Annotated in this window: 17 protein-coding genes and 1 pseudogene; 9 read left to right on the top strand and 9 right to left on the bottom strand. The window is 73.7% G+C overall.

Features of this window, described 5'->3' with window-relative positions; translation table 11 throughout:
• Positions 1 to 18: 18 nt before the first annotated feature.
• The 5 genes from J1792_RS35945 to J1792_RS25460 form a co-directional block, all read right to left on the bottom strand.
• On the bottom strand, positions 19 to 279 hold the full coding sequence (locus J1792_RS35945; RefSeq protein WP_372446173.1) for a hypothetical protein: 261 nt from the start codon (positions 277 to 279) through the stop codon (positions 19 to 21).
• Positions 207 to 839, bottom strand: coding sequence for a phosphatase PAP2 family protein (locus J1792_RS25475; RefSeq protein WP_207248293.1), 633 nt, complete (start codon positions 837 to 839; stop codon positions 207 to 209). Before J1792_RS25475 ends, J1792_RS35945 begins: the two co-directional genes overlap by 73 nt.
• A complete protein-coding gene (locus J1792_RS25470) occupies positions 836 to 1489 on the bottom strand; it encodes a phosphatase PAP2 family protein (protein WP_207248292.1) in 654 nt (217 codons plus the stop codon). Before J1792_RS25470 ends, J1792_RS25475 begins: the two co-directional genes overlap by 4 nt.
• Positions 1486 to 2193 (bottom strand): DedA family protein, encoded by a 708-nt coding sequence (locus J1792_RS25465; protein WP_086573402.1) that lies wholly within the window; start codon positions 2191 to 2193, stop codon positions 1486 to 1488. Before J1792_RS25465 ends, J1792_RS25470 begins: the two co-directional genes overlap by 4 nt.
• Positions 2194 to 2336: 143 nt before the next feature.
• A complete protein-coding gene (locus J1792_RS25460) occupies positions 2337 to 2729 on the bottom strand; it encodes a rodlin (protein ID WP_086573401.1) in 393 nt (130 codons plus the stop codon).
• Between the two features lie 282 nt (positions 2730 to 3011).
• On the opposite strand from J1792_RS25460, the gene J1792_RS25455 reads away from it, so the two are divergent.
• The 5 genes and pseudogenes from J1792_RS25455 to J1792_RS25435 all read left to right on the top strand — a co-directional run bounded on the left by J1792_RS25455 (position 3012) and on the right by J1792_RS25435 (position 8315).
• The gene (locus J1792_RS25455; RefSeq protein ID WP_086573399.1) at positions 3012 to 3326 is read left to right on the top strand and encodes an antibiotic biosynthesis monooxygenase family protein; all 315 of its coding nucleotides are present in this window, start codon (positions 3012 to 3014) and stop codon (positions 3324 to 3326) included.
• 324 nt (positions 3327 to 3650) lie between these two features.
• Positions 3651 to 4670 carry an isopenicillin N synthase family dioxygenase gene (locus J1792_RS25450; protein WP_086573397.1) on the top strand — a complete coding sequence of 340 codons (1020 nt, stop codon included), beginning with the start codon at positions 3651 to 3653 and terminating at the stop codon, positions 4668 to 4670.
• A 164-nt stretch (positions 4671 to 4834) separates the two neighbouring features.
• Positions 4835 to 6091: pseudogene (locus J1792_RS25445) on the top strand (multinuclear nonheme iron-dependent oxidase).
• Positions 6092 to 6095: 4 nt separating this feature from the next.
• On the top strand, positions 6096 to 7064 hold the full coding sequence (locus tag J1792_RS25440; RefSeq protein ID WP_086573396.1) for a TIGR04222 domain-containing membrane protein: 969 nt from the start codon (positions 6096 to 6098) through the stop codon (positions 7062 to 7064).
• Between the two features lie 348 nt (positions 7065 to 7412).
• A complete protein-coding gene (locus tag J1792_RS25435; protein WP_242646604.1) occupies positions 7413 to 8315 on the top strand; it encodes a S1 family peptidase in 903 nt (300 codons plus the stop codon).
• 114 nt (positions 8316 to 8429) lie between these two features.
• Here J1792_RS25435 and J1792_RS25430 read toward each other — a convergent pair whose 3' ends face one another.
• The 4 genes from J1792_RS25430 to J1792_RS25415 all read right to left on the bottom strand — a co-directional run bounded on the left by J1792_RS25430 (position 8430) and on the right by J1792_RS25415 (position 13823).
• Entirely contained in the window at positions 8430 to 9305 is an 876-nt protein-coding gene (locus J1792_RS25430; protein WP_207248290.1) for a hypothetical protein, read from the bottom strand.
• A gap of 749 nt (positions 9306 to 10054) precedes the next feature.
• A complete protein-coding gene (locus J1792_RS25425) occupies positions 10055 to 12313 on the bottom strand; it encodes an MMPL family transporter (RefSeq protein ID WP_207248289.1) in 2259 nt (752 codons plus the stop codon).
• A complete protein-coding gene (locus tag J1792_RS25420) occupies positions 12310 to 13533 on the bottom strand; it encodes a beta-ketoacyl-[acyl-carrier-protein] synthase family protein (RefSeq protein WP_207248288.1) in 1224 nt (407 codons plus the stop codon). Before J1792_RS25420 ends, J1792_RS25425 begins: the two co-directional genes overlap by 4 nt.
• Positions 13530 to 13823, bottom strand: coding sequence for an acyl carrier protein (locus J1792_RS25415; RefSeq protein WP_086570909.1), 294 nt, complete (start codon positions 13821 to 13823; stop codon positions 13530 to 13532). The genes J1792_RS25420 and J1792_RS25415 overlap by 4 nt, the downstream gene beginning before the upstream one ends.
• Before the next feature lie 225 nt (positions 13824 to 14048).
• Here J1792_RS25415 and J1792_RS25410 point away from each other — a divergent pair, with 225 nt between their 5' ends.
• From J1792_RS25410 to J1792_RS25395, 4 genes are all read left to right on the top strand, one after another.
• Positions 14049 to 14783: a Mut7-C RNAse domain-containing protein gene (locus tag J1792_RS25410; protein WP_207248287.1), complete on the top strand. Its 735-nt coding sequence runs from the start codon at positions 14049 to 14051 to the stop codon at positions 14781 to 14783.
• 131 nt (positions 14784 to 14914) lie between these two features.
• A complete protein-coding gene (locus J1792_RS25405; protein WP_086570907.1) occupies positions 14915 to 15184 on the top strand; it encodes a DUF1876 domain-containing protein in 270 nt (89 codons plus the stop codon).
• Between the two features lie 70 nt (positions 15185 to 15254).
• Positions 15255 to 15680, top strand: a complete 426-nt coding sequence (locus J1792_RS25400; RefSeq protein WP_086570913.1) for a large conductance mechanosensitive channel protein MscL — start codon at positions 15255 to 15257, stop codon at positions 15678 to 15680.
• A gap of 112 nt (positions 15681 to 15792) precedes the next feature.
• Complete coding sequence (locus J1792_RS25395) at positions 15793 to 17493, top strand: sensor histidine kinase (protein ID WP_207248286.1); 1701 nt, start codon at positions 15793 to 15795, stop codon at positions 17491 to 17493.
• Positions 17494 to 17518 lie beyond the last annotated feature (25 nt).

The following is a 17518-nucleotide window of genomic DNA, read 5'->3' as shown; positions in this document are numbered from 1 at the left end:
CGATTCACTCCAGCGTGGTCACTCACCCGATCCGGGGGTTGCGTCGCTCCCGCGAACGGCCGTGCGGCGCCCCGGGGATCGGTCCCGCGGCGGCGGCGTACCGGCGGTCGTTCCCGGAGCGGACCGCTCCGTTCGCGAAGCGGTACGGACCGGGGCCGTGGACCCGCCGGCCGCGCGCCCGGCCACGCGGCCGAGCAGTGGCAGGGTCAGGGCGAGCCAGCACGTGGCCAGCAGCCAGCCGCCCACGACGTCCGAGACCCAGTGGACGCCCAGAAACACCCGGGTGGCCGCCACCCCCGCCGCCCACAGCCCGCAGCACGCCGCCGCCACCCGCCCCCGGACCCCGGCAGCGCCCGCAGCAGGCCCCAGGCCAGCAACCCGGCCACCAGCGCACTGGTGGTGGCGTGTCCCGAGGGGAACGACGCCTCGTGGGCGTGGGCCGCCCAGTCGGCGGCCGGCGGCCGGGAGCGGTCCATGGCGGTCCGCAGGCCGATACGGACCGTCTGGCCGAGCCCCAGCACGGCCAGGGCCGCCAGCACCACCGGCACCCGGCGCGACGCCGGCACCCGCGCCCGGTGGCAGGCGAACCACCCCGCCGCGGCCGCCAGCACGTACACCGTCACTCCCGTGCCCGTGGCGGTCAGCCGCCGCGCGGCGTCGACGGCGGCGGCGGAGCGGTGGGCGAGGGCCTCCGCGTGGGCGGCGGTGTCCACCGCGAACGGCCTGCCGTCCGCCGACGCCACCAGCGCCGTCAGCACGGCCAGCCCCGCCGCCGAGGAGGCCGCGAGCGTCGCCCGGGGCGTCGGTACCGCCCGCGGGGCGGGCGCGCGGCCGCTCACGCGGCCGTCAGCAGCAGCGGGCGCAGCCGGCCCTTGCGGGCCCGCTCGACCCAGGGCGCGCCCCGGGTCGCGAACACCGTCAGCGGAGCCGCCAGCGCGATGCCGACCAGCGCCCCGAGGGCCACGTCGTGGGGATAGTGCACCCCGATCCACACCCGGGAGGCGGCCATGGCCAGCGCGGCCGGCACGGCCAGCGCCCCCAGCCTGCGGTCGACCAGCCACAGCGCGGCCGCCGCCGCGAAGGCGATCACCGCGTGATTGCTGGGGCAGGACCAGTCGCCCGAGGCCGGGCACGACTCCAGGGTGAAGCTGCCCGGGATGGACCGGCACGGCCGCTCCTCCCGCACCAGCGCCTTCAGTGCCATGTCCACGCCGTACACCACCGCCAGCACCAGCGGCGTGGCCAGTACCCGGGCCATCATCGGCGAGTCCGAGCGCCGCGCCCGCCACCAGGCCGCGAGCACCAGCGCGGCGAACAGCCCGAGCCCGAAGGCGGACCAGGTGACGACCGTGTCGTTCAGCAGCCAGGGAGCGTGCCGGGCGTCGCGGGTGATGTCGGTGTAGAGGCCGCCGTCGATGCCCGAGCCGTCGAACGCGGGCCAGGGGGACGGGTGGAGGAGGGGCCCGAGCGCCTGGGGTATGTCCTTCATCGCTGTCCTCCGTCGGTTCGCGTGACGATCGTCGGTGCCTCGGCCGCGGCCCGGCGGCGGCCGCGCAGCAGCTCGAAGGCGAGCGGCAGCAGCGACAGGACGACCACGACGGCCACGAGGGGCAGAAGATACCGGTCCACGCCCGGGAGGGCGGAGCCGAGACCGTAACCGGCCACCACCAGCCCCACCGTCCACAGCAGCCCGCCCGCCACCTGCCACACCGCGAAGGTGCGGGCGCCGACCCCCAGCGCCCCGGCGAGGGGGTTGAGAACCGTGCGCACCACCGGGACGAAGCGGGCCAGGACGATGGCCCGGGCGTGACCGTAGCGGCCGAGCAACTCCTCGGCCCGGGCGGCGCCTTCGTGCAGCCGCCGGCTGTGGGAGCGGGCCAGCAGCGCCCGGCCGCCCCGCCGGCCGAGCACGTAGCCGCACTGCGCGCCCGCCAGGGCGCCCACCACGGAGGCGGCCAGCACCTGCGCGAGGTCGAGGTGCGGCCCGGAGTACGCGCCCGCCCTGCACAGCAGTCCGGCGGTGAACAGCAGCGAGTCGCCCGGCAGGAAGAAGCCGATCAGCAGGCCGGTCTCCGCGAACAGCACCACGGCGAGGCCGAGCGCGCCGAAGGACGCCAGCAGCGACGAGGCGTCGAGGACGTTGACGGCCAGCGGGGGGAAAGGGGGTGCGAGCACGAGTGCCGGGCCTCCCATGGTCGAGGGCGGACACGGTCGGGGGCGAGGACAACCGGGGCGGAGACAATCGGGGCGGAGACATAAGAATCCCCCCGCCCCGGGGCCCGTACACCCGGAGCAGGGGGAATTCGGTGCAACCGATGTGGGATCCGACGCGATCGTCAGCCGTTGCCCGAGCCGTTGCCCGAGATGATCGGGATCTCGTCCAGGATGTGCGACAGCGGGTCGTCGCCGTCGTTGATCGTGGAGTTGTCGGTGCACTGCTGCTGCTGCTGCGACGTGAGGATCGGGATGTCCTGGAGGTTGATGGGCACCGCCCCGACGAGACCCTGGAGGTTGATCTTCCCGATGCCCAGGCACGGCTTGTTCAGCGTGCCCTGGATCAGGCTCATCTGCGGGCTTTCCACCCCCCCGGTCTTGGTGTTGCCGTAACCGGTCTTCGCGCCGTTGGCGTTCGCGACGTCCGTGTCGTTGCCGATGGCCATGGCGGGGGAGGCCATGGCGCCGACCGCGGAAGCCGAAACGGCGGCCGTGGCGAGTACCTTCTTCAGCACGTCTATACCTTTCGATCGATCGATGATTCCCACCGGGAAGCGAACTGAGTAACTGCGGTTTATTCAAGAAGTTCCGGACTTTCACTCATTCGCTCCAGCGGTCCATTCCCCGGGCGGTGTGGCCAACCCCCTTTGCCGAGCGCCTGGTAGCGTGCCCGGCGCGGCGGGATTCTTCAGCCGTCGGCCCGCTCGGACAGCGCCCCCACACCATGCGTCCGGGCGGGCTTTTGGATGTTCCAGGGGTACGAGGAATCCGGTGGATCAGAGGGAGGAAGACACTCCGTGACCGTTGAATACATCCGCTACCGCATCGCCGACGCCGACCGCCGCGGCGCATTCGAAAGGTCCTGTGCGGAGGCCCTCGGCCATCTGTACGCAGCGCCTCAGTGCCTGGCCTACGAACTGGCGCGCGGCGTGGAGGACCCGGACTGCTACGTCCTGCGTGTCGAGTGGGCCTCGGTCGAGGACCACGAGCAGGGCTTCCGGCACGGCCCGCACTTCGCGCCGTTCCTCGCCGAGGTGGGCCCCTACGCCGGCGACATCGAGGAGACAGGGCACTACGAGCGGGCACTGGTGGTGGACAAGCGGCGTATGTGAACGGCGTGTGACACGTGCCACCCCCGCCGGGCGCACTGATCACCGCCGAAGGCGTATACGCTCGGTGCTGTGAATCTCGTCAAGCGCCGCCACGTGGACTTCGTCCGCGTCACGAGCATGTCCTGTCGCCTCTCCGGCTGACCTTCATGCCTACGCCCGCCCACTTCTGAGGGCCGTGGCCGCCGCTTTCTTTTCTGCTTTACAGCTTCCGCTCATCACGCCCTACCCGGCCCCGCCGTGCCCGCATACCCTTGCGTTTGGCCCCGGCGGGCCGTCCGGCTACCGCCGGACGTTCACCGGGCCCTTTCACGCTGTGGACACCTCATGATCAACGAGCTTCCCGTTCTGGACCTCTCCGCCGCCTCGGCCGGCCCCGAGGCCCGCGCCCGCTTCCACGATGCGCTGCACAGCGCCGCCCGTGACGTGGGCTTCTTCCACCTGACCGGCCACGGCATCACCCCCGCCGAGACCGAGGAACTGATGCGCGCGATGCGGAAGTTCTTCGCCCTCCCCGAGGCGGACCGCCTCGCCATCAGCAACCTCAACTCGCCCCACTTCCGCGGCTACACCCGCATAGGCGACGAGCGCACCGGCGGCAGCCGTGACTGGCGCGACCAGCTCGACATCGGGGCCGAGCGCGCCCCCCACGTCCCCGCCCCGGACCAGCCCGGCTACTGGTGGCTCGACGGCCCCAACCAGTGGCCCGCCGACCTGCCCGAGCTGCGCTCCGCCGCCCTGCACTGGATCGAGCGGCTCAGCTCGGTGGCCGAGCGGCTGCTGCACGAGCTGCTCGCGGCGATCGGCGCGCCCGAGGACTTCTACGACAAGGCCTTCGCCGACAGCCCCCACCTGCACCTCAAGCTCGTCCGCTACCCCGGCAGCGCTCCGGACGGCGCCGCCCAGGGCGTGGGCGCCCACAAGGACTACGGCTTCCTGACCCTGCTGCTGCAGGACGAGGTCGGCGGCCTGCAGGTGGAGGGGCCGGACGGAGCGTTCATCGACGTCCCGCCGATGCCGGGCGCGTTCGTGATCAACCTCGGCGAGCTGCTGGAGGTCGCCACCGACGGCTACCTCAAGGCCACCAACCACCGCGTGGTCAGCCCGCCCGGCACCCGCGAGCGCTACTCCGTGCCGTTCTTCTACAACCCCCGCCTCGACGCCCGGATCGAGCCGGTCCCCTTCGCCCACGCCGACAGGGCGCCGGGCGTCACGCAGGACGCGACCAATCCGCTCTTCGCCGAGTACGGCCGCAACGAGATCAAGGGCTGGCTCCGCGCCCACCCGGGCGTCGCCCGCAGGTACCACGCGGACCTGCTGCAGAGCGCCGGGACGCCGGTCGGCTGAGCCCCGGTGCGCCCCGGCCGGCGGTGCCCGCCGGCCGGGGCGCACCCGCCGACAAGATCACACCAAGGCTGCCTATCCTGCTGATCAAGGATTCATAAGGCATGCGGGGGGAATGACCTTCGTATAGGCGCTGAGCGCCACGGGGGCAACACGGGGGTGTGATCATGAGCGTGCCATTGGGCACGGGCGTCGGCTGGCGCCCGGAGATCGCCGAGGACATCGAGCGGCTGCCGGACATCGACTGGGTGGAGGTCGTGGCGGAGAACGTCTGCCCCGGCCACCTCCCCGCACCGCTCGAGCGACTGCTCGAGCGCGGCACCACCGTGATCCCGCACGGCGTCTCCCTCGGCCTCGGCGGCGCCGACCGCCCCGACCTCGCCCGGCTGATCGCGCTGGCCGAGCGGGCCGAGGCACTCGGGGCGCCGCTGGTGAGCGAGCACATCGCCTTCGTCCGCGCCGGCGGGCCGCTCACCGGGGCACCGCGCGTCGAGGCCGGCCACCTGCTGCCCGTACCGCGCACCCGCGACGGCCTGGCGGTGCTGTGCGAGAACGTACGCATCGCCCAGCAGGTCCTTCCCGTGCCGCTCGCCCTGGAGAACGTCGCCGCGCTGCTGAACTGGCCGGACGAGGAGCTCACCGAGGCGCAGTTCCTCGGCGAGCTCGTCGAGCGCACCGGCGTGCGGCTGCTGGTCGACGTCGCCAACCTCCACACCAACCACGTCAACCGAGGCGAGGACCCGGCCGAGGTGCTCGACGGGCTCCCGCTCGAGGCCATCGCGTATGTGCACGTGGCCGGCGGCGTCGAGCGCGGCGGGGTGTGGCACGACACCCACGCCCACCCCGTCGGCCCGCCCGTGCTCGACGTCCTCGCCGAGCTCTGCGCCCGCACGGCCCCGCCCGGCGTCCTGCTCGAGCGCGACGACGACTTCCCGCCGCCGACGAACTCGCGGCCGAACTCGACGCGATACGCGCCGTGGCCAAGGGGACCGTACGTGCCTGACCGCGACACCGACGCGGCCCGGGAGAGACTCGCGGCCGCACAGCACGCCCTGCTCTCGGCACTGGTCGCGGGCGGCGCGCCCCCCGACGGCTTCGACCGGCCGCGGCTGGAGGTCCAGCGCCGCGCCCTGGTCGCCAAGCGCGCCGGCGTCATCGCCAAGATCGCCCCCGGCCTCACGGACATCCTGGGCGAGGACATGCGCCCGCTCTTCGCCGCGTACGCGCGCGAGCACCCCATGACCGACGGCTACCGCCGTGACGCACTGGACTTCGCCGCCCACGTCCTGGACCGCACCGGCCCCCACGAGGCGGGCCGACGGGCACGGCTGGCCGCCTGGCTGGACGAGCAGCGCCCCTCCGCCCCGGCCCCCCGTGGACTTCTGCGCCGCCTCGCGTCGGCCCTCCGCAAGAAAGACAGGTGACCCCATGCTCGCCTTCCTCGCGCTGCTCGCCTTCGTGGGCCTCGTGGGCCCCTCGGCCTGGCTCCTCTCCCTACGGGGCCAGGCGCGCGGCGCCGACATCCCCGTCCGGAAGATCAGCACGCCGGAGACGGTCGAGGTCGCCTACCTGATGGGCGGCGGCTACCGCGCCGCCGACACCGTGATCACCCGCATGGTCACCGACGGACGGATCGCCGTCGGATCCGACGGCAAGGTCACGGTGCTCGAGGCGGTCTCCCACGACGCTGTGGAACGCGCGCTCCTGAGCGCGTGCGGCGCCGACTGGAGCGGCTCGCTCAGCAAGCTCCGGACGGTGCTCCGCTGGAAACCCGCGATGGACACCCTGGAGCGTTCGCTGGAGGCGCGGGGCCTGCTGCTGTCGGCGGCCACGCGGCGCTCCTGGGAGAGCGCGGCCAACACGCAGGTGGCCGGCCTGGTCGTCGGGGCGACCCTGGGGACGGGCCTGCTGTTCGCCCCCGGATTCCTCGCCGTCGCGCTGCTCGCGTACGTCCTCGTCGTCGCCGGGATCGTCCTGCGCGTGAAGTGCGCCCCGCCCCGCTGCTCCTGGGAGAACGCCACCGACCTCGGCGCCGAGTACCGCGCCTACCTCGAGACGAACGACCCCTGGAACGGCCCCTGGAACGAGGAGCGGGACGAGGCGGCCCGGCTGGCCGGGCTGGTCGCCCGGCGCGGATACGAGGCACTCCCCGACGGCGAGCTGCGCACGCAGCTCAAGAAGGCGGACCAGGAGCCCTCGAGCCATTCCCCCGTGCGCCGCGCTTCCTCCACCCGGAAGAAGAGGACGAGTTCTTCGTACTCGTCGTTCTCCTCGTCCTCGTCGACCTTGTACTCGTCCTGCTCGAGCGGTTCGAGCTGCTCGGGCAGCTCGAGTTGTTCGTCCTCCAGCTGCTCGTCCAGCAGCTGCTCGTCCTCGAGCTGTGGCAGCAGCAGCTAGTCGCTCCCGGCCGTACAGCCGTCGGCGCGCGGGCGAATACCGGACAGTCGCGGCGCGCCGTGTCCGCTATCCGCCCGCCGTCCGGTGACGGCGGCGGTCACGGGTGTTCACGCCGTTGACCTCTGACGGAGCGTCATATTGCGGAAGCGGTCGCTCCTCTCACCCGCGCCCTCGTGGGCGATCGTGTGCGACCGGATGCTTTCTTGTGCGCCGCGACGTCCGGACGGGACACTCGTTCGGCAACTCTTGACATGGACGCGACGTGCGGTCGCGGCCGTGCCGCATGAATCCTCCCGTGCCCGGACGTCGACGACGACGGGCGCACCCCCCTCACAGGAGGTCGGCGAGTTGAACCACTCACGCATACCCAGGCTCCGGACGGCCCTGGCCGTCGCCGGCGCCGCGGCCCTGGCCACCACCTCGCTCACCACGCACAGCGCCGGTGCGGCGACCCCCGGTCCGGCCGTGACGCCCACGGCCGCCGCCCTCGCCTCGGCCCAGCGGGCGCTCGACGCCGACGCGGCCGTTCCCGGCACCACCACGTACGTCGACCACGCGGCGGGCAAGGTCGTCGTCACCGTCGACCGCACGGTCGAGGGCGCCGCCCTGGTGAAGGTGCGCGACGCCGTCGCCGCCCTCGGCGACAGGGCGACCGTCAAGCGGACGGCCGGCACGCTGCGGCCCCTGGTCGCGGGCGGCGACGCCATCTGGGGCAGCGGAGTGCGCTGCTCCCTCGGCTTCAACGTCACCAAGGGCGGCAAGCCGTACTTCCTGACCGCCGGGCACTGCGGCAACGCCTCGGCCTCCTGGTCCGAGTCGCAGGGCGGCTCCCGCATCGGCACGACCGAGAAGGCGTCCTTCCCCGGCAACGACTACGCCCTCGTGAAGTACACCGCCACCACCGACCATCCCAGCGCGGTGGACCTCTACGACGGCGGCCGGCAGGAGATCGCCAAGGCCGGCGAGGCGACCGTCGGCGAGCACGTCTCGCGCAGCGGCAGCACCACCCAGGTCCACGACGGCGAGGTCACCGCTCTCGACGTCACCGTCAACTACCAGGAGGGCCAGGTCACAGGCCTGATCGGGACCACGGTCTGCGCGGAGCCCGGCGACAGCGGCGGCGCCCTCTTCGACGGCGACACCGCCCTCGGCCTCACGTCCGGCGGCAGCGGCGACTGCTCCTCGGGCGGCGAGACCTTCTTCCAGCCCGTCCCCGCCGCCCTCGGTGCACTCGGGGCCCGGCTGCCCTGACCCCCAAGCCCCCACGGCGCGACCCCCGGGCGTTCGCCTCCGCCCGGGGGTCGCTGCCGTGCGGGGTTCGCGCGCCGCGGCGCCGGCCCGCGTCACCCGGGGCTCACCCGGGGCTCACCCGGGGCGGAAGGCGACCCGGGCGTTGGCGTCCGCCGGGACGATCAGTACGTCGCCCCGGATCCGGTCCCAGCCCTGCGGAATGACGAACATCCGGTTGTCGACCTGGGCGAGCAGGCGCAGGCCGTGGTAGCGGTAGCGGAAGCGCTGGGCGACGCCCGGGGCCGACGGCAGCACCTCCTCGCGCACGCCGGAGCCCGTGAAGTGCAGGCGCTCGGTCGTGTCGAGGACGATCTCCGGCCGCAGCCCGAGGTTGCGGGCGAGGTAGCGGGCGTCGGAGCGGCCCTGCAGCTGGGCGTAGGCCTGCACGGTCCAGAACAGGCACAGCGAGATCAGCGCCGCGACGAACGCCAGGGCGGTCAGCTCCCGCCTCCCGTACCCCATGCGCCCGGTGGACCTCAGGTACAGCAGCCGTCCGTACAGCACCAGCAGCAGGCCGGAACACAGGATCAGGGGGGTGTCCAGCAGCCCGGCGTCCCAGACTTCGTACCCGGCGAGCACACCGGCGACGAACAGTGCCACGCCGCACCCGACGAGCCCCAGCGACAACCACGTCAGGACCGGAGCCAGGCGGGGCCGCGACGTACTGAGCACGGACACCGCCGTGTAGCCCAGGGCGCCGAGGAGGCCGACCATCAGGGCCGTGCCGACCGGCATGAACAGGGGGCCGGCGCTGCGCAGCAGGTAGTCCTGCGTGGAGAGGTCCAGCGTCGCCGCGTCGATGCCGAAGTACTGGTACCGGGAGTCGACGTAGGCGAAGCCGAAGTACAGGAGCAGGCCCGTCACCAGGGTGGTGGGTGCGACGACCCCGGCGATCGTCTTGAACCACGTGCCCCACGGCGGCCGGACCGGGGTCTGTTCCTCTTCCTCCACCGCGTCCCTCGCCCGTCCTACGGTTCGCCGGGTTCGCCGGGTGTGCCCACGCCGGGCGGGGCCTCGGGGTGCCCGGTGGCGCGCCGGGTGTCGCGGGGGTGTCGCGGGGGTGTCGCGGGGTGCCGCCCCCGCCCGGCGGGGAGGCCGGGCCCTGGCGCTCGTGGCCGGCCGTGGGAACGCTGCCGCACAGGTCCTCGGAATAGCCGGAGAGGTTGGCGCACACGGTGTGGGCGGCGATGGCCGGCTTGCCCTGATCCGGGGGGAACTCCCAGTCGATCTCGGTGGTCTTGCCGGTCGTCAGGGTGACGGTCTGCGCCGCGGGCCGGGTCGTCCAGCGGCCCTCGCCGGGCGTCTTGTCCTGGAACGTCACCTCGGTCTCGTAGCTCTGGGAGGACGGCGGCTGACCGTCGCCCTTGCCCTCGGGCACGGTGACCGCCACCTTGCCCTTCGGCCAGGTGCCGGAGAAGTTCGCGGAGGGCTTGCCGGCCGAGCCGAAGCCGCCCTGCTGCTTCTTGCCGGTGCCCCCGCCCGGCGCCGGCTCCTCCCCGCCGTCGTCGGAGGAGCAGCCCGCGAGCGTCAGAGCGGTGGCGGCGGCCGTGCTCAGGGCCAGCAGGAGGCCTCGTCTCACGGGGTGTACCCGGCACCATCGCTGATCCACGCTGCCGACGGTAACCACGGCCGGCCGCCCCGGCGCGGCAGGCGCGCGACGCCGGGGACAATTCACCCGTTCCCGGCGCGAGCGCCCGCCCTCAGTGCCCGTCGGCGAGACCCAGCCGCCCGGCCACGCGCGCGTGCAGCCGGCCCAGCCGGGCGGGCACCCACCAGTTGAGCCGCCCCGCGACCGTCAGGTACGCCGGGACGAGCACGCCCCGCACCAGCACCGCGTCCACCAGCACGGCGGTCGCCAGCCCCGTGCCCAGCAGCTTGAGCGAGGTCACCCCCGAGGTGGCCAGCGCGCCCGTCACCACGGCCACGGCGAGCGCGCCGGTGGTCACCAGCCGGCCCGTGCGGGCCACGCCCTCCACCACCGACCGGCGGTTGTCGCCCGTCAGGAGATAGCGCTCCCTCACCCGCGACAGCAGGAAGATCTCGTAGTCGATCGCCAGTCCGAACGCGATCGCGAACATCAGCAGGGGCATCGAGATGTCCAGCGTCCCCGTCGCCGTGAACCCGCCGAGCGCCCCGCGCAGATGCCCGTCCTGGAAGACGAACACCAGCGCCCCGAAGCTCGCCCCGAGACTGAGCGCCCCGATGACCAGCCCCTTCACCGGCAGCAGCACGCTCCCCGTGAGCAGGAACAGCATGGCCCACGTCGCCAGCGCCGCGACGGCCGCGGCGAGCGGCAGCCGCTCCCGCACGGCCTCGCGGGTGTCGGTCAGCAGGGCGGAGCGCCCCGTGACCAGCTGCCCGCCGCCGGGCGCGGGCAGCGCCCGCAGGGCGCGCACCAGCTCCTGGCCGGCCGTGGACTGGGCCTGCCGCGGACCGCTCAGCAGCAGCACGACCCCCCGCCGCGGACCCCCGGCGGCCGTGGCGCCGGGGGTGGCCGCCCACCGGGCTTTCCCGGCCGACGGAAGGGCGGCCGCGGTGCGCGCGTACGCCCGCAGGGCCGCGGCGTCCCGTACCGGATCCGCGCGGGGCAGGACGACCGTCACCGTCCGGTCGGCCGAGGAGGCGAAGCGCGCCCGGATCTCGTCGGAGGTCCGGTGCGCCTCGGTGTGCGAGGGCAGCACCCGCTCGTCCGGCAGGCCGAACCGCACGTGCGCGAACGGCGAGGCGAGCAGCAGCAGTACGAGGGCGCAGCCGCCGCCGTAGGCCAGCGGCCGCCGGGTCACGGCACGGGCGACGGCCCGCCAGGCGGGGCTGTCCGCCCGCGGCGGCCCGGCCGCCCGTCCCCGGCGCAGCACCGTGAGCGGGTCGCAGCGGTCGACGCGGGTGCCCAGGAGCGTGAGGACGGGGGGTACGAGCACGGTGGCGGTGGCCGCCGAGAACACCGCCACGGCCATGCCGGCGCAGGCCATCGACCGCAGGAATGGCAGCGGCAGCACCAGCAGCGCCGACATCGACAGGGCGACCGCGCAGGCGGAGACGGCGACGGTACGCCCCGCCCGGTGCGCGGTGTGCCGCACGGCGAGCTCGACGGGGTGCCCGGCGCGCAGCTCCTCGCGGTAGCGGGTGACGAGGAAGAGGCCGTAGTCCACCGCGAGTCCGAAGCCCAGGGCGCTGGTGAGGTTCATGGCGAACACGGACACGGGCATGACGTAGGTGAGCAGCCGCAGCAGTGCCGTCGTGCCGACGACGGACACCGCCCCGATCACCAGCGGCACGAGGGCGGCCACCAGCGTCCGCAGGGAGAGCACCAGGAGCAGCAGGGTGACGGGCGCGGCCACCAGCTCGGCCCGCATCAGGTCCCGCTGGCTCTGTTCCCTGGCCTCCACGCTGACCCAGGCGCCTCCGGTGGCGGAGACGTCCAGGACGCCCTGGCGGCCGGTGAGGCCGGGGACGAGCTTCTCGGCGGTGCGCGCCGCGTCGCGGTCGGCGCCCGCGAGGTCGGCGGTGACGAGCGCGGCGGCGCCGTCCGCCGCGCGCAGGGACGCGTCGCCGCCCGGCCAGTACGAGCGCACGCTCGCCACGCCGGGGGCGCGCGCCAGCCGTGCGGTGAGGTCCTGCCCCGCCGCCCGCGCCCGGTCCGTGTCCACGCCGCCCGCGGCGCGGGCGAGCAGGACGATGTCGGGGTTCCCGGCGCCGAAGCGGTCGGCCAGCAGGGCGTTGGCCCGCGCCGACTCGGTGCCGGTGGCGGTGTAGCCGCCGTTGGCGAGCCGGCCGGCCGTGCCGGAGCCCGCCACCGCGAGCAGGGCGGTGAGCACGGCGGCGAGCGCGGGGACCAGCCAGGCCGCCGGCCGCCGGACGGCGTTGCGGCCGGCCGCTCCCGCCGTGGTCGCGGCCCTGGCCCCGGCCTCGGGGGAGGCCGGGGCCAGGGGCGCGGGGCCAGGGACGGGCGGAGGGGTCACGCGGCCCGGAAGAAGAGCACGGCGTTCTGCCCGCCGAAGCCGAAGGAGTTGCTGAGCGCCCCCTCCATGCGGTGCCGCCTGGCGATCTTCGTCACCACGTCCAGGTCCATCCCGTCGTCGAGGCGGTCGAGGTTGGCGGTGGGCGGAATGAGCTGCCGCTCCAGGGAGAGCACCGTGCACGCGGCGTCGACCGCGCCGGCCGCGCCGAGGGAGTGACCGATGACGCCCTTGAGCGACGTGACCGGCGGCGGGGTGCGGAAGACGGCGCTCAGCATGGCGGCCTCGACCTCGTCGTTGAGGGGGGTGGAGGTGCCGTGCGCGTTGACGTGGTGCACCTCGGCGAGCTCGGCGCGGGCATCCGCCAGCGCCGCCTCCACGGCCCGCCGCGCGCCCGCGCCCTCGGGGTCCGGGCGGGTGGCGTGGTAGCCGTCGCTGGAGGCGCCGTAGCCGGAGAGGTAGCCGCGCACGCGGGCACCCCGGGCCCGTGCGTGCAGCGGGCGTTCGAGGATGAGCATGGCCGCGCCCTCGCTCAGCACGAACCCGTCGCGGTCCGCGTCGAACGGCCGGGACGCGCCGGCCGGGTCGTGGCAGCGCCGCGACAGCGCCTGCATCCGGTAGAAGGCGGCCGAGCCCATCGGGACGCGGGCGCTGTCGGTGCCGCCGGCGATGGCGATGTCGCACGCCCCCGCGCGCAGCAGGTCGCGGGCGGTGCCGACGGCGGTGGCGCCCGAGGCGCAGGCGGTGGAGGTGGTCAGGCACGGCCCCAGGGCGCGCAGGTCCTTGGACACCTCCCCGGCGACCATGTTGGGCAGCGAACGCAGCAGCGCGGTGGGCGAGATGGCCTCCACCCGGCCCTCGTCCAGGTTGCGGTACTCCTGCGGCCAGCGGTCGCCGCCGTTGCTGGCGGTGCCGATGACGATCGCGACGCGGGGGGCGTCCCAGACGGCGGGGTCCAGCGCGGCGTCGGCCACCGCTTCGCGCGCGGCGACCATCGCCAGGTGGATGAAGCGGTCGTTGCGCCAGGTGATCCGCCGGCCGAGCAGCGCGTTGCCGTCGAAGCCGGGCACCCGGCACGAGAAGTCGACCGGCAGCCCGGCCAGGTCCTCGTCGAACGCGCCGAGGCCCTCGCCGGCGCACAGTCCGTCCCAGGTCGCCTCCCGGCCGAGGCCGGGAGGAGTCACCATGCCGATGCCGGTGACGGCGACCTCGCGTTCGCTCACCGGGCCGGCCCGGCCGAGGCCACGGCGTCGGCCGGGGCCTGCGGCTGTGCGCCGACGGTGCCCGCGGCGACCAGCCGTTCGATGCGGGCGGCGATCTCGCCGAGCGTGGCGCCCGCCGGGGGCTCGCCCAGGGTCACCTTCAGCCGGTCCTCGAGCAGGGTGACCAGCTCGACCTGGGCGAGGGAGTCGATGTCGAGCCGCTCGAAGGTCGCGTCCGGAGTGAGTTGCTCCTCGGGAACACCGAAGTATTCCGAGAGCAGACGGGTCATCAGGTCGTATACGGGTTCCATCGACCGTTCTCCTCGCTCGGGGTCGGCTGCCGGACGCCAGGCATACAGCTCATCTCATGTCATAGCGCAATTATCCGGTTGTTCCTTCGTCGCAGCCTCCTCCGCCCTCCGCCCCGGGCCGGAACGACACGCTCGCCGCTGTCGTCGCTGTCACCCGTCCTGCCGAGGACCGCCGCCGGGAAAACCCCGGGCGTTCCGCCGCCCGGCAGTGGCATGCTGTGCTGCGTGAACGGTCCCCAGATTCCCTTCAGCTTCGCCCCTGAGCTGCGGCTTTTCCTTCCCGCCGACCGCCGCCCGCCGGGCACGCCGGTGACCACCGACGGCGTCTCCACGCTCGGGCACGTGGTCGAGTCCCTCGGCGTTCCGCTCACCGAGGCCGGCCGGCTGCTCGTCGACGGGAAGGAGGTGGCGCGGTCCCACATCCCGGGTCCGGGCGAGTCCGTGGAGGTCGAGGCCGTCACCCGCCCCCAGGAGGTGCCCGGCGCCCCGCTGCGGTTCCTGCTCGACGTGCACCTGGGCACCCTCGCACGGCGGCTGCGCCTGCTGGGCGTCGACGCGGAGTACGAGAGCGAGGACATCGGCGACCCGGCGCTGGCCGCCCTCTCGGCGGCCCAGCGACGGGTGATGCTCTCCCGGGACCGGGGGCTGCTGCGGCGCCGGGAGCTGTGGGCGGGGGCGTACGTCTACAGCGACCGCCCCGACGAGCAGCTGCGCGACATCCTCGGCCGCTTCGCGCCGGCCCTGACACCGTGGACGCGCTGCACCGCCTGCAACGGCCCGCTCCAGGACGCGGACAAGGAAGCGGTCCGCGAGCACCTCGAGCACGGCACGCGGCGTACGTACGACGTCTTCGCCCAGTGTCTGGCGTGCGGCCGGGTGTACTGGCGCGGCGCGCACCACGCGAAGCTCCAGGCGATCGTCGAGGACGCGGTGCGGGAATTCGGCACGACCGCCGCCTGAGCGTTTCCGTCGAGCGTTTGCGCCTTCCCGCCTTTTCGTTTCTCCGCCGCCGGGCGGGCCGAGCGGCCCGTCCGGTGTCGCATTCCGCCTTCCGGGTGCACGCTGGATACGTACTACAGGAGGTGGACGCTATGAAGACGATCGTTGGATGGCACGTCGAGGTCGAATTCGAGGAAGTCGACAAGCGCACCCGCGCGGCCGCCATGCTGAGGCTTCCCGACGGCGCTGAGCTCCGGGCGAAAGCCCACGCCACGCGGCACCCCGACGACCCCGAGCAGCTGAAGGTCGGCGAGGAGGTCGCCGCCGCGAGAGCGCTCAACCAGCTCTCCCGGGACCTGCTGGACAAGGCCGGGCACGACATCGAGGCGGTCACCCACGTCGAGGCCCACCCGGCGATGTGACCGGCGCGCGGGCCCCGCGACCCCGCGCCGCACCGCGGAAAGCCGGCGGTGCGGAGGTAGCGTGCTGCGCGTGCTCAAGGGATTCAAGAGTTTCGTGATGCGCGGTGACATCGTCACCGTGGCCGTGGGTCTGATCATCGCGCTGGCCCTGTCCACGCTGATCAAGGCGTTCACCGATTCCGTGATCAACCCCATCATCGCCAGCCTTCAGGGCGGGCGCTCCATGGGGCTGGGCTGGCAGCTCGGCCGTCCGGGGAACCAGGCCACCTATCTCGACCTCGGGGCGTTCATCTCCGCGGTCATCTACTTCGTCATTTTCATGGCCGTCGTCTTTTTCTTCATCGTCGTGCCGTACAAGCACCTCCAGGCGCGCCGGGGCATGGTCGTCTTCGCCGAGCCGGGGCCGCTCAAGACGTGCCCGGCCTGCCTGTGCGAGGACCTGCCCGCGCCCGCCCGCAGATGCCGGTACTGCGGCTCCGATCAGGAACTGGCGTAGGGCCGCGACGCTCGTGAGGCCGCGAGGTTCGCGCGGACGTGCGACTTTCGTAGGGCCACGCCGCGACCTTCGTTGAGTGTGCCCGGTGGGCCGCGCTGCCTAAGGTTCCGGTGTGAACGTGACATCGTGGGCCCGTGACCTGTGGCAACGCCTGACCGAGCCGGGGCAGTGGTCCCGGCGGCGGCTGGTCGGGGAGGGCGTGCTCGCGCTGGCGCTGGGGCTGATCGCGGGCCGGTCGGAGCTCGACTTCGGCTGGCCCTGGGCGATCGGCGCCGGCCTGATCGTCGCCGCGCTGTCCCTGCTGCGACGGACGCTGCCCGCGAGCGTGCTGATCGCGGCGGGCGCGATCGGCTCGCTGTCGGAGTCCGGCGGCCTGTTCCTGCTGGGCGTGGCCGCCTGGTCCGCCGGGCGGCGTATCCCCGGCGTGCTGCAGGCGCTGGTGGCCTTCACCGTCTCCTTCGCGCTCTTCGAGGCGTTCGCCCTGTGGAAGGCGCCGGACCAGACGGTCTTCGTGCTGGTCTTCGGCACCGCCCTGTTCCTGATGTTCGCGGTCGTCCCCGGCCTGACCAACCGCTACTGGACCCAGCGCCGCACCCTGCTGCGCACGCTCAGACTGCGCAACGTCCAACTGCTGCGCGAGCGCGAGATGGTCGCGAGCCAGGCCCGCTTGCGCGAGCGGCAGCGCATCGCGCAGGACATGCACGACAGCCTGGGCCATCAGCTCGCCCTGATCGCGGTGCAGACCGGCGCGCTGGAGGTGGACCGGGAGCTGACCGGGCGCCAGCGGGAGGCGGTCGGCGTGCTGCGGGAGGCCTCGGTGGCCGCCATGCAGGAGCTGCGCGAGGTCGTGGGCATCCTCAAGGACGGCACTCCGGAGGAGGAGCAGCCCGTCTCCCGGGTGGTGGCCGGGATCGAGGAGCTGGTCGAGGCGGCCGTGGCGGCGGGCATGCGGGTGGGCGTGGAGCGCTCGGGCGAGATCCGGCCGCTGGCCCCCGCCGCCGACCACACGGGATACCGCATCGTGCAGGAGGGGCTGACCAACGCCGCCAAGCACGCGCCCGGCGCGGCCATCGCGGTCAACCTGCGCTACGAACCCGACTCGCTCCTCGTGGAGGTCGCCAACGGCCCGGTCCCCCCGGGCGAGGCCCGGGCGGCCGGGCAGGGGGAGGCGGTCAGCGGCGGCCAGGGCCTGACCGGGCTGCGGGAGCGGGCCCGGCTGGTCGGCGGCATGGTGTTCACCGGCCCCGCCGAGGACGGCGGCTTCCGGCTCGCCGGCGTGCTGCCGTACGACTCCGCCGAGGCGGGGGAGGCCCGTAAGACGGCGACGTTCGTCGATGCGTCCGACGACTTTCGGCAGCAGATGGAAGAGGTGGCTCCCGGCGACGGTGGACCGGTCATCGACCGGCTGGATCCGCGCGAGGAGTTCAAGGACATCATGAGCACGAAGAAGAGCAACGGCTGCCTGGTCGGTGCCGTCGTCGGCCTGCTGATCCTGGTGGTGCTGGCCGTGGCGGCCGTCTTCGGGATAGGGGCGATAGTCGACGAGGCCGACAAGGTCATGATCGACCCGGTGGTCTACGAGTCGGTCAAGGTCGGCGACCCCGAGCGGCAGGTGCGCGAGAAGCTGCCCGAGGGCAAGTCCTTCCTCACCTCCGACGTCGAGGACAAGCTGCCCGCCGAGCCGGCCGGCATGAGCTGCCTGTCCCTGCTGTCGACCGACACCTCCCGGGGGCTGTTGACGGACACGGTGTACCGCTTCTGCTTCAAGGACGGGAAACTGTCCGAGAAGCGCGAGTTCCACGTCAAGAGCTAGCGCCGCACAGCGACCCCGAGCAGGA

It is taken from the genome of Streptomyces triculaminicus (assembly GCF_017349075.1).
Classification (GTDB): domain Bacteria; phylum Actinomycetota; class Actinomycetes; order Streptomycetales; family Streptomycetaceae; genus Streptomyces; species Streptomyces triculaminicus.
The sequence above is the reverse complement of the archived record's forward strand: the minus strand, read 5'-3'. Positions and strand labels throughout refer to the sequence as shown.

Coding starts and splice junctions, on each gene's coding strand:
- J1792_RS25450 (WP_086573397.1), top strand. CDS start 3,651: ATGATCAACGAGCTTCCCGTTCTGGACCTCTCCGCCGCCTCGGCCGGC.
- J1792_RS25415 (WP_086570909.1), bottom strand. CDS start 13,823: ATGGAACCCGTATACGACCTGATGACCCGTCTGCTCTCGGAATACTTC.
- J1792_RS25465 (WP_086573402.1), bottom strand. CDS start 2,193: ATGGGAGGCCCGGCACTCGTGCTCGCACCCCCTTTCCCCCCGCTGGCC.
- J1792_RS25405 (WP_086570907.1), top strand. CDS start 14,915: ATGAAGACGATCGTTGGATGGCACGTCGAGGTCGAATTCGAGGAAGTC.
- J1792_RS25440 (WP_086573396.1), top strand. CDS start 6,096: ATGCTCGCCTTCCTCGCGCTGCTCGCCTTCGTGGGCCTCGTGGGCCCC.
- J1792_RS25470 (WP_207248292.1), bottom strand. CDS start 1,489: ATGAAGGACATACCCCAGGCGCTCGGGCCCCTCCTCCACCCGTCCCCC.